Genomic DNA, 11,506 nt, shown 5'->3' with positions numbered 1-11,506 from the left:
CCTGCAGGCAGCCCGGCCAGAGCCGGGCCGCCGCATTGGGCTGCTTAGAGCAGGCCCTGTTCTTTGTAGTACTTTTCGGCGCCCGGATGCAGCGGGATCGGCGAGTTCTTGATCGCGTTCTGGATGTCGATGGCCCCCGCAGCCGCATGCGCGGCCTTGAGCTGGTCGAGGTTTTCGAACAGCAGCTTGGTCATCTGATAGGCCAGCTCATCCGACACGTCGGTGCTGGTCACCAGAATGTTGGTGATCGCCAGCGTCGGAATGTCCTCGTCCTGACCCGGGTAGGTGCCAGCGGGGATCACGCCTGCCGCATAGGGCGCGCCGAGCGTGTCCGCGACTTCGGCAGGGATCGACACATAGGTCACATCCTGCGTCGACGACAGATCCTTCAGGGCTGCCGAACCAAGGCCCGAGCTCTGCAGGGTCGCGTCAAGCTGACGGTTCTTCATCAGTTCGACCGATTCCGCGAAGGGCAGATATTCGACCTTGCCCAGATCGTCATAGCTCATGCCGAGCGCGCCGAGGATCTTGCGGGCGTTGACCTCGGTGCCGGATTTGGCGGCCCCGACCGAGACGGACTTGCCGGCCAGCTCGGTTGCGGTGGTCACGCCAGCATCCGCCGAAGCGGCGATCTGGATGTAGTTGGGGTAAATCGCCGCGATCGCACGCAGCTTGTCGAGCGGCTTGGAGAAGCCGACGTCGGCGTTGCCCTCATAGGCGTCTTTCACCGAGTCCCCGAGCGCGAAACCAAGCTCGCCGCGGCCCTGCTGCAGCAGGTTCAGGTTCTCGACCGAGGCTTTGGTCGACTGCACCTGAGTGCGCGAGTCGGGGATATTCTTGGCATAGACATCTGCCAGCGCGACGCCGAGCGGATAGTAGACGCCAGAGGTGCCGCCGGTGAGCACGTTGACGAATTCCGTGGCCATCGCAGCAGGTGCGGAGACGACGAGGCTGCCGGCGATCAACGCGCCGAGCCCGAAGGTTCTGATCATGGTGGTCCTCCCAGACAATACTTACGCGTCAATGACCTGACGGGTCCTGACGCGGCGTGGGGGAACCATGGGCAAGCGGCGGCGACGGGGCAAGATGAGAGGCGGCGGAATTTCAAATTTTATCGCAGATTTCCGCCCCGGTCGGGGCAGATCTCTGCCCCGGGATGCTCCGCGAGCGCATCGACCCACGGCGCGGTGATCACGCCAAGAGGGCGAGACCCTCGGAGCAATCCGCCGAATGGGTCATGTGTTTCGCGGCTGTGCCGACCCATTGCTCACGTTTGGCTCAGACGCTTGAGCAGCACACGCAGCTTGCCCGCGTCGCGCTTCCCAAGGCGCTCCTCAAGCGCGGTCTCGTAGTCCTGCGCGGCCCGTGACAGATGCCGAAAGGCCTCCTGCCCGGCCGGGCGCAGTGACAGCCGTTCGCTGCGCCGATCATCCGGGCTGGTGACGCGCGAGAGGAATCGCTTCTCCTCCAGTGCGCGAACCGCGCGCGAGACCTTGGTCTTGTGGATCGAGGCGCTTTCCGAGATCTCCTTGGCGCTCATGTCGCCATGGCGGCCCAGATGGAACAGCACCCGCCATTCGGTCCGCAGCATCCCGTATCTGTTCCGGTAGTGCCTTGAAAACTCGTCGCTCTGCGCTTCAGCTGCCTGATTGAGCAGGTAAGGCGTGAAGCTGGAAAGCTCGAAAAAATCATCGCTCTCGCGGGTTTGCGCCAATTTTTTCATCGCTGAAAGAATCCCCTTGTTAGTTACAAAAGTAACTAACAACATGTCATCAATACGTCGAGGGAGGACTTCGGAGATGAACGACCTGAGCAAGATCTCGGGGCTGACGCGCGCCGCGGGGATCAGCGCCCTGCACGAGGGCTATATGCCCGGCTTCGGCAATGATTTCGAAACCGAGGCGCTGCCGGGCGCGCTGCCCGACGGGATGAACTCTCCGCAGCGCTGCGCCTACGGTCTCTACGGCGAGCAGCTTTCGGGCACCGCCTTCACCGCGCCGAGCCACCAGAACGAGCGCACGTGGTGCTACCGCATCCGCCCGGCGGTGAAACATGTCGGCCGCTTCTCGAAGATCGATGTGCCCTACTGGCAGAGCGCGCCCAACGTCGATCCCGATGTGATCAGCCTCGGCCAGTACCGCTGGGATCCGGTGCCGCACTCGCAGGAAAGCCTGACCTGGCTCACCGGCATGCGCACGATGACCACGGCGGGCGACGTCTACACGCAGGTCGGCATGGCGAGCCACATCTACCTCGTCACCGCCTCGATGCAGGACGAGTATTTCTATTCCGCCGACAGCGAGCTCCTTGTGGTGCCGCAGGAAGGGCGGCTGCGCTTCTGCACCGAGCTTGGGGTGATCGACCTTGAGCCCAAGGAGATCGCCATCCTGCCGCGCGGCCTCGTTTACCGGGTCGAGCTGATCGACGGGCCGGCGCGCGGCTTCGTCTGCGAGAACTACGGCCAGAAGTTCGACCTGCCGGGCCGCGGTCCGATCGGTGCCAACTGCATGGCCAACCGCCGCGATTTCAAGACGCCGGTTGCCGCTTTCGAGGACCGCGACGCCAAGAGCCGCGTGGTGATCAAGTGGCAGGGCCAGTTCCACGAGACCTGGATCGACCACTCGCCGCTCGACGTGGTGGCCTGGCACGGCAATTACGCGCCGGTGAAATACGACCTGCGCACCTATTGCCCGGTCGGCGCGATCCTCTTCGATCACCCCGACCCGTCGATCTTCACCGTGCTGACCGCGCCCTCGGGCGTCGAGGGCACCGCCAATATCGACTTCGTGCTGTTCCGCGAGCGCTGGATGGTGGCCGAAAACACCTTCCGCCCGCCGTGGTACCACAAGAACGTCATGTCCGAGATGATGGGCAATATCTACGGCGAGTATGACGCCAAGCCGCAGGGCTTCGTGCCGGGGGGGATGAGCCTGCACAACATGATGCTGCCGCACGGGCCGGACAACGAGGCCTTTGAGAAGGCCAGCTTCGGCGAGCTGAAGCCGGGCAAGCTCGACAACACCATGAGCTTCATGTTCGAGACCCGCTTTCCGCAGCACCTGACCCGGTTTGCTGCCAAGGAAGCGCCGCTGCAGGACGACTACATCGACTGCTGGGACAGCCTGAAGAAACGCTTCGACGGCACGCCCGAGGGCAACTGGGACTGAGCCGCCGCTTGCAAGGGGGAGGGGGCGCGGCCCCCTCTTGGCCTGCGGCCAATTCACCCCCGGCGTATTTGGAAAGAGAAGAAGGGGCGGGCGGCCCCAAGCGAACGCGCCCGGAAGGATCAGAATGAGCTTGATGCAAAGCTGGGTCGGCGGGGCGAATGCGCCCGGCTGCGATTTCCCGCTGAACAACCTGCCCTATGGGGTGTTCGACGCCGGACAAGGCGCGCGCATGGGCGTGGCGATCGGGGACTTCGTGCTCGACGTGGGCGCGGTGGATCACGGGCTGGACCCGGCGCTTTTTTCCGCGCCGTCGTGGAACGCCGTGATGGCGGCGGGGCCGCAGGTCTGGGCGGCGCTGCGCGCGCGGCTGATGGAGCTACTCGGAGATGAGGCGCATCGCACCGCGGTCGAGCCGCATCTCGTGCCGCTGGAGAGTGTGGCGCTGCGGATGCCCTTCACGGTCAGCGAGTACACCGATTTCTACGCCGCCAAGAATCATGCTTTCAACGTCGGCACCATGTTCCGCGGGCCGGAGAATGCGTTGCCGCCAAACTGGCTGTCGATCCCCATCGGCTACAATGGCCGGGCGTCTTCGGTGGTGGTCTCGGGCACGGAGGTGCGCAGGCCCTGGGGGCAGCTGAAGGGACCGCAGGACGAGTTGCCGCGCTTTGCCCCCTGCGCGCGCTTCGATCTGGAACTGGAGATGGGCGCCATCGTCGGCATGCCGTCGCAGGGCATGGTCTCGGTGGCGCAGGCGGACGAGATGATCTTTGGCTACGTGCTGCTCAATGACTGGTCGGCGCGCGACATCCAGGCCTGGGAGTACCAGCCGCTCGGCCCGTTCCAGGCGAAGGCGACGGCGACCACGATCAGCCCATGGATCGTCACCGCCGCGGCGCTGGCGCCGTTCCGCACCTCGACGCCGGAGCGCGAGCGCGAATTGCTGCCCTACCTGCGCGAGCCGGGGCCGTTGCTCTATGACATCGACCTCGAGGTGGCGCTGGCCCCGGACGGTGCGGAAGAGACGGTGATCGCCCGCACCAATTATTCGGAGATGTACTACTCGGCGGCGCAGCAGCTCTGCCACCACACCAGCAGCGGCTGCGCCATGCGCACCGGCGATCTGCTGGGCTCGGGGACAATCTCGGGCGCGACGCCCGGCAGCCGCGGCTCGCTCTTGGAGATGAGCTGGGGCGGCAAGGAGCCGCTTGAGCTGCCCGGCGGCGCGACCCGCAGCTTCCTCGAGGATGGCGACACTCTGACCCTGCGCGGCGCGGCGCAGGGCAACGGCTACCGCATCGGCTTCGGCGCGTGCTCGGGCAAGGTTCTGCCCGCCGTGCCGCAGCCCGACTGGACCAAGGACTGAAGGAGGCTCTCATGGCCAAGGCATTCGCGTCGCAAGGCGACATGGAAGAAAAGAAGATCAGCTTCACGCAAGTGGGCGAGGGGCTTTATGCCTTCACCGCCGAGGGCGATCCCAACACCGGCGTCATCATCGGCGACGAGAGCGTGATGATCGTCGAGGCGCAGGCCACCCCGCGGCTGGCGCGCAAGGTCATCGAGTGCGTGCGTGGGGTCACCGACAAGCCGATCAGCCATCTGGTGCTGACCCACTACCACGCGGTGCGGGTGCTCGGCGCCTCGGCCTATGGCGCACGCGAGATCATCATGTCCGACACCGCCGCCGCCATGGTGGAAGAGCGCGGGCAGGAGGACTGGGACAGTGAGTTCGGCCGCTTCCCGCGGCTCTTTCAGGGGCATGAGGAAATCCCCGGGCTGACCCGTCCCACCACCACCTTCAGCGACCGGATGACCGTCTACCTCGGCAAACGCCGGGTCGACATCATGCATCTGGGGCGTGCTCATACCGCCGGCGACGCGGTGATCTGGGTGCCCGACCAAGAGGTGATGTTCACCGGCGACATCGTCGAGTTCCACTCCGCCTGCTACTGCGGCGACGGCCATTTCGCCGACTGGCCCGAGACGCTGGCCAATATCGCCGCCTTTGAGCCCAAGGCCATCGCGCCGGGTCGGGGGGATGCGCTGGTGGGCGAGGCGCAGGTGGCGCAGGCGCTGGAGAACACCGCCGATTTTGTGCGCTCGACCTACAAGCCCGTGGCCCGCGTCGTGGCCCGCGGCGGCACGCTCAAGGAGGCCTGGGACGCGGTGCGCGCCGAGTGCGATCCGAAGTTCGCCGATTACGCCATCTACGAGCACTGCCTGCCGTTCAACGTTGGCCGCGCCTACGACGAGGCCCGCGGCATCGACACGCCGCGCGTCTGGACCGCCGAGCGCGACCAGCAGATGTGGGCCGACCTGCAGGGCTGACCACCAGCCGGCGCGGGGTGCCGCGCCGGACACCACATGAGATGACCCGCGTGCGGCCCGGCGGAGGATCTGGACCGCATGCGCAAGGGAGGAGAGACCATGCCCGCATATAGCTATGCACCGGAGCCCTTCATACGCCCGCCCGAGCTCGAGGGTGGCGTCACCGGCGCGCCGGTGGCCATCGTCGGAGCCGGGCCCATCGGGCTTGCCATGGCGATCGATCTGGCGCTGCAGGGCATCCGCTCGGTGGTGCTTGATGACAACAACGTCGTCTCGGTCGGCAGCCGGGCGATCTGCTGGGCCAAGCGCACACTCGAGATCTTCGACCGGCTCGGTGTCGGCGAGCGCATGCTGGAAAAGGGTGTGACCTGGAAGGTGGGGCGGCTGTTCCACGGCGACGAGGAAGTCTACAGCTTTGATCTGCTGCCCGAGGACGGCCACAAATACCCGGCGTTCATCAACCTCCAGCAATATTACGTCGAGCAATATCTGCTTGAGCGAGCCCGCGAATTTCCCGAGCTGATCGACATCCGCTTTTTGTCGAAGGTGGTGCACCATGCGGCGCGCGCGGATGGGGTGTCGCTGACCGTTGAGACCCCCGAGGGCAGCTATGAGTTGGCTGCGGAGTGGCTGCTGGCCTGCGACGGGGCAAAATCGGCAACGCGCGAGCGCATGGGGCTCGATTTCACCGGCCAGACCTTCGAAGAGCAGTTCCTCATCGCGGACATCGAGATGGACGAGAGCCCCTTCGGCGATCACGGTATCGCCGAGCGCTGGTTCTGGTTCGACCCGACCTTCCATCCCGGCAAGTCGGCGCTGCTGCACGCGCAGCCCGACAACATCTACCGCATCGACCTGCAGCTCGACCTTGGCGCGGACGCCAAGATTGAAGCCAGCGAGGAGAAGGTGATCCCCCGCATCAAGGCGATCGTCGGTGACAAGCCGTTCCGCATCGACTGGCTCTCGGTTTACAAGTTCCGCTGCATCAAGCTGGACCGCTTCGTGCATGGCCGCGTGGTCTTTGTCGGTGACAGTGCCCACGTCGTCAGCCCTTTCGGCGCGCGCGGTGGCAATGGCGGCATCCAGGATGTGGACAACCTCGGCTGGAAACTCGCGGCGGTGCTGAGCGGCGAGGCGGGCGAGGCGCTGATCGAGAGCTACCACGAGGAACGCTCGCACGGATCAGCCGAAAACATCCTCAACTCTTCGCGCTCGACCAACTTCATGACGCCGAAGACCGAGACTGAGGCGCTGTTCCGCCGCGAGACGCTGCGAATGGCGCATGACCAACCCTTCGCGCGGCGGCTGATCAACTCGGGGCGGCTGTCTATGCCCTGCTCGCTGGAGGGATTTGCGCTGCAGACGCCGGGGCAGGGGCTGGTGCGCCCGGGCGAAGCGATGCTGGATGCGCCGCTGGGCAACGGTTGGTTGCTGCCTCTGGTTCAGGGCGCCTTCACGCTGGTCGGCTTCGGAGAGATCGACCTGCCAGATGTGGGCGTGCGGCGTATTGGCATCGGTCAGTCCGGCAAGGGTTACCCGACCCACGCCGACCGCAGCGGCTACGCGCTGCAGCGCTACGGCACGGAGGTTGCCTACCTCGTGAGGCCCGATGGCCACGCGGCGGCGGTGTTCAAGGGCGCGGTGGCCGAGACCACGCTGAGAGAGGCCCTGGCCCGCGCCATGGGCCGCAGCTGCGAAAGGGAGATGGCGTGATGCGCGAGACCTACGAGATGGGGCTCGGTGCCCGTGGTGACGAATTCTACGAGGCGCTGATGGCCGCGCATGAAGGGCTTGACGAGGCGCAGAGCCACGCGCTCAACGTGCGGATCGTGCTGCTGCTGGCCAACCGTTTCGGCGACGTCGACGAGCTGAAGACGATCTTCGGGACGGCGCGCTCTTATGCCTGAGGCGGTGCTCTTTGACTACTGGCGCTCGACCGCCAGCTGGCGGGTCCGCATCGCGTTGAACCTCGCGGGGATCGACTGGGAAAGCCATCCGGTCGACCTGCTTGCAGGGGATCAGCGCGGCGCGGCACATCTGGCGCGGAACCCTCAAGGCCTCGTGCCGGTGCTCGAGATCGACGGGCTGGCGCTGACCCAGAGCCTTGCCATCCTCGACTACCTCGAGGACACCGGGCGCGTCGCGCTGCGCCCCAGTGATCCGGCGCAGGCCGCGCGGATGCGGTCCATTGCACAGGCCATCGCCTGCGACCTGCACCCGGTCTGCAACCTGCGCGTCGCGGCCCATGCCGCCGCGCTGACCGGGCAGGACGACACCCGCGGCGACTGGATGCGGCATTTCATCCGCCCCGGGCTGGAGGCGGTAGAGGCGCTGCTCGACGACACCGGGCCATATTGCATCGGCGAGACCCTGACGCAGGCCGACCTGTGCCTGATCCCGCAACTCTACAACGCCGCGCGCTGGGGCGTGGAAACGGGCGACCTGCCGCGCATCACCCGCGTCGCAGGGGCCTGCGCCAGCCTTGACGCCTTTCGCCGGGCCGAGCCCGAGGCGATGCAGCCCGCACCCATCTGAGATTTCACCGGGTCCGGGCGGAGGAGCCCGCGACCCCGCAAGGGAGGAACCCCCATGACGTACCAAACGACGCTCAAGAAGACGGGTCTTGCGACCCTCGCCCTGCTGGCGCTGACCGGCGTGGCGCAGGCCAAGGACGTGCAGCTGGCGCTGTCGAGCTGGCTGCCGCCACGCCATCCGATCGTGGTCAATGCGATCAAGCCCTGGGCCGAGAAGGTCGAGGAAGTGACCGAGGGGCGCGTCTCGGTGCGCGTGCTGGGCAAGCCGCTGGGCAGCCCGCCGGCGCATTTCGACATGGCCCGCGACGGCGTGGCCGACATCACCTACGGGCTGCACAGCTTCACGCAGGACGACCGTTTCGCTGGCTCGCAGCTGGGGCAGTTCTCCTTCCTTGGCGACGATGCGATTGCCGCCTCCAAGGCGTTCTGGACCGTCTACACCGAGGACCTGAACGCCCGCGAGGAACACGCCGGAACCCACCTGCTGGGCCTCTTCATGCACGGGCCGGGGCTGCTGCACAACAACCTGCGCAAGATCGAGACCCCCGCCGATCTTGAGGGGATGAAGGTCCGCGTGCCCGGCGGCTACATCGCGGGGCTGACCGAGGATCTGGGCGCGACGCCGCTCTTCATGTCCTCGCCCGAGGTCTACGAGAAGCTGTCGCGCGGGGTGATCGACGGGGTGGCCTTCACCTACGAGGCACTCACCGCGTTCAAACTCACGGATGACATCAAATACTCGATGACCGTGCCGGGCGGGCTCTACAACACCAGCTGGTTTTTGGTGATGGACGAGGACAAATGGGACGAGATCTCGTCCGAGGACCAGCAGGCGATCGACGCGATCTCTGGCGAGGCCTTTGCCGAGCTGGTGGGGCAGGCGTGGAACGATGCCGATGATGCCGCGAAGGAGAAGATCGACGCGGCAGGGATCGAGCTTTACGCCGCCTCCGCTCCGGTGCTCGAGGCGGTGAAAACCGCAGCCGCGCAGCATGAAACCGCCTGGGCCGAGAGCCTGCCCGAGGGCGAGGACGGCACCGCGGCGCTGGCGCGCTTCCGCGAGATGACCGGCGTCGACACGTCGGCGGCGCAATGATCGCCAAGCGGTTCGAAACGATCCTCCTGGGGCTGGCGGCAATCTTGCTGCTGGCCCTGATGGCGGTGACCGGGATCGACGTGGTGGGGCGCTACCTGCTCAACGCGCCGCTCTCGGGCGCCTTCGAGATGACCGAGCTGATGCTCGGCGCGCTGGTCTTTGTGGCGCTGCCGCTGGTCAGCCGCGCCGGGGCGCATGTGGAGGTCGACCTGCTGGTCGGCGCACTGCCCCGCCCGGTGCAGAGGGCGCTCGGGCTCTTCGCCGCGGCGGTCTCGGCGCTGGTGCTGTGCTGGTTCGCCTGGACCCTCTTTGGCCTGATGCTGGATCAGTGGCACGAGGGCGCGCGCTCGGTTTCGCTCGGCGTGCCGCTGGCCCCATTTGCCGCGCTGGGGGGCGTCGCCTGCCTTGCTTCAGCGCTTTTCGGACTGCTGCGAGAACTCTCACATGACTGAATCCATTGTCGCCATCGTCCTGCTGCTGGCGCTGGTCTTCGCCCGCGTGCCCATCGCCTTTGCCATGGCCCTTGTCGGCGGTGTCGGTTTTGCCTGGCTGCGCGGTTGGGAGCCCGCCGGGGCAATGGTCGGCGCGGCGGTCTTCGAGACCGGGCTGAGCTATTCACTTTCTGTGGTGCCGCTGTTCATCTTCATGGGCAATGTGCTGGCCGGGTCGGGCATCGCTCAGGGGCTCTTTGCCGGGGCCGACCGGGTGTTTGGCCGGATGCGCGGCGGGCTGGCGCTGGCGGCGGTGCTCTCCTGCGGTGGCTTCTCGGCGGTTTCGGGCTCGTCACTCGCCACCGCCGCCACCATGAGCCGCGTCGCCATGCCGCCCATGCGCCGCTTTGGCTATGCCGACAGCCTTGCCGCCGGGTCCATCGCCGCGGGTGGCACGCTGGGCATTCTCATTCCGCCCTCGGTGATCATGATCATCTACGGGCTGCTGACCGAGAGCGACATCGGCAAGCTCTTCATCGCGGGGCTGCTGCCCGGCGCCATCGGCATCGTCTTCTACCTGATCGCCGTGATGGTCGCGGTCCGCATCGATCCCTCGCTGGCGCCCGAGGCCGGAGCGTCGCAGCCGATGAGCCGCCACGACAAAATGGGGGTCGCCGGCACGCTTGGCCTGTTCCTCTTCATCATGGTCGGCATCTACGGCGGGTTCTTCACTCCGATCGAGGCTGCGGGCATGGGCGCCATCGCCTCGCTGGGCCTCGCGCTGGCGATGCGGGCGCTCGACTGGAGAGGCTTTGTCTCGGCCTGTCGCGAGACGGTTCTGGCCTCGGCGATGATCTTCGCCATCATCATCGGCGCCGAGATTTTCTCGGCCTTCGTCAACTTCGCCGGGCTTCCCGACGCGCTGGTCGACCTGATCTACGATGCCGAGGTCAGCCCCTGGACGGTGATCTGGATCATGGTGGGCACCTACCTGCTGATGGGCTGCGTCTTCGAGAGCCTGTCGATGATCCTGCTGACCGTGCCGGTGTTCTATCCGATCGTCGCGCAGCTCGACTTCGGCACCGGCCCGCTCGCCGATCCCGAGGCGCTGCTGATCTGGTTCGCCGTGGTCGTGGTGGTGGTCACCGAGGTCAGCCTGATCACCCCGCCGGTGGGGATGAACGTCTTTGTGCTGCGCTCGGTGATGCCGGACATCGCGCTCTCGACCATCTTCAAGGGCATCATCCCATTCTGGCTCGCGGATCTTGTACGGCTCGCGCTGCTGGTACTGGTGCCATGGATTTCGCTATGTCTCCTCTGACGCAAGACACCGGGGGTTCCATGACCGACAGCATCAGTGACCAGACGACGCTCGCACCAACGACCCAGTCGCTGCCCATCGTGCTCATCCGTGCGCGCGAGACGCTGCTGCGCGAGCTGCGCCCGATGCTGGCCGAGGCCGGGGTGAGCGAACCACAGTGGCGCATCCTCCGCGTGCTCATTGAAAGCGGCCCCTGCTCGGTGCAGGGCTTGGCCGAGGCCGCCTGCCTGCAGCCTGCCTCGGTCTCTCGCATCCTGCAGTCTATGGTCGAGCGCGCGCTGGTCGAGCGGGCGCAGGACCGTGAAAACCGCCGGCGGCAGGTGGTCTCGGTCACGGACGAGGGCCGGGCTCTGGTGGCGCGGTTCGCCCCGGTGTCACGCGAGATCACCGACACTTTCGCCGAGCGGTTCGGCCCCGAGCGCTACCTGCAACTGATCGCATTGCTCGACGCCTTCATCTTGGAGTGCGACGGACCAGTGACCCGCTAGACGAGAAGGGCGCGTGGTCGGCGACAACGGCCAGCATCGTTTTTTGCGCCCATTGCATTACATAATGCGCATTATCCGTACTGCGTGGTGTAGCGGCAAAGCTAAAATGTCACCCATGAACAATTCAGGAATGTCACTCTC

General features: G+C 66.2%; 12 protein-coding genes. 10 read left to right on the top strand and 2 right to left on the bottom strand.

Going from position 1 to position 11,506, the window contains the following annotated elements:
- Nucleotides 1-44: 44 nt before the first annotated feature.
- Nucleotides 45-992: a TAXI family TRAP transporter solute-binding subunit gene (locus G0A00_RS23420; protein ID WP_164184666.1), complete on the bottom strand. Its 948-nt coding sequence runs from the start codon at nt 990-992 to the stop codon at nt 45-47.
- A gap of 275 nt (nt 993-1,267) precedes the next feature.
- Entirely contained in the window at nt 1,268-1,768 is a 501-nt protein-coding gene (locus tag G0A00_RS23415; RefSeq protein ID WP_368667740.1) for a MarR family winged helix-turn-helix transcriptional regulator, read from the bottom strand.
- Nucleotides 1,769-1,799: 31 nt separating this feature from the next.
- Here G0A00_RS23415 and hmgA point away from each other — a divergent pair, with 31 nt between their 5' ends.
- The 10 genes from hmgA (at nt 1,800) to G0A00_RS23365 (ending at nt 11,365) form a co-directional block, all read left to right on the top strand.
- Nucleotides 1,800-3,167 (top strand): homogentisate 1,2-dioxygenase, encoded by a 1,368-nt coding sequence (gene hmgA / locus G0A00_RS23410; RefSeq protein ID WP_164184665.1) that lies wholly within the window; start codon nt 1,800-1,802, stop codon nt 3,165-3,167.
- Nucleotides 3,168-3,291: 124 nt separating this feature from the next.
- A complete protein-coding gene (gene fahA / locus G0A00_RS23405; RefSeq protein WP_164184664.1) occupies nt 3,292-4,533 on the top strand; it encodes a fumarylacetoacetase in 1,242 nt (413 codons plus the stop codon).
- An 11-nt stretch (nt 4,534-4,544) separates the two neighbouring features.
- Entirely contained in the window at nt 4,545-5,495 is a 951-nt protein-coding gene (locus G0A00_RS23400) for an MBL fold metallo-hydrolase (protein ID WP_164184663.1), read from the top strand.
- A 99-nt stretch (nt 5,496-5,594) separates the two neighbouring features.
- Nucleotides 5,595-7,208, top strand: a complete 1,614-nt coding sequence (locus G0A00_RS23395) for an FAD-dependent oxidoreductase (protein ID WP_164184662.1) — start codon at nt 5,595-5,597, stop codon at nt 7,206-7,208.
- Nucleotides 7,208-7,402 carry a DUF2783 domain-containing protein gene (locus tag G0A00_RS23390; protein ID WP_203595495.1) on the top strand — a complete coding sequence of 65 codons (195 nt, stop codon included), beginning with the start codon at nt 7,208-7,210 and terminating at the stop codon, nt 7,400-7,402. Before G0A00_RS23395 ends, G0A00_RS23390 begins: the two co-directional genes overlap by 1 nt.
- Nucleotides 7,395-8,030 (top strand): maleylacetoacetate isomerase, encoded by a 636-nt coding sequence (maiA, locus tag G0A00_RS23385; protein WP_164184661.1) that lies wholly within the window; start codon nt 7,395-7,397, stop codon nt 8,028-8,030. The genes G0A00_RS23390 and maiA overlap by 8 nt, the downstream gene beginning before the upstream one ends.
- 54 nt (nt 8,031-8,084) lie before the next feature.
- Nucleotides 8,085-9,125 carry a TRAP transporter substrate-binding protein gene (locus tag G0A00_RS23380; protein WP_164184660.1) on the top strand — a complete coding sequence of 347 codons (1,041 nt, stop codon included), beginning with the start codon at nt 8,085-8,087 and terminating at the stop codon, nt 9,123-9,125.
- Nucleotides 9,122-9,577, top strand: a complete 456-nt coding sequence (locus tag G0A00_RS23375; protein WP_164184659.1) for a TRAP transporter small permease — start codon at nt 9,122-9,124, stop codon at nt 9,575-9,577. Before G0A00_RS23380 ends, G0A00_RS23375 begins: the two co-directional genes overlap by 4 nt.
- Nucleotides 9,570-10,877, top strand: a complete 1,308-nt coding sequence (locus tag G0A00_RS23370) for a TRAP transporter large permease (RefSeq protein ID WP_164184658.1) — start codon at nt 9,570-9,572, stop codon at nt 10,875-10,877. The genes G0A00_RS23375 and G0A00_RS23370 overlap by 8 nt, the downstream gene beginning before the upstream one ends.
- 20 nt (nt 10,878-10,897) lie before the next feature.
- The gene (locus tag G0A00_RS23365) at nt 10,898-11,365 is read left to right on the top strand and encodes a MarR family transcriptional regulator (protein WP_164184657.1); all 468 of its coding nucleotides are present in this window, start codon (nt 10,898-10,900) and stop codon (nt 11,363-11,365) included.
- Nucleotides 11,366-11,506 lie beyond the last annotated feature (141 nt).

Origin of the sequence: Salipiger sp. PrR002, from assembly GCF_010500775.1 — a bacterium.
GTDB lineage: Bacteria > Pseudomonadota > Alphaproteobacteria > Rhodobacterales > Rhodobacteraceae > Salipiger.
The sequence above is the reverse complement of the archived record's forward strand: the minus strand, read 5'-3'. Positions and strand labels throughout refer to the sequence as shown.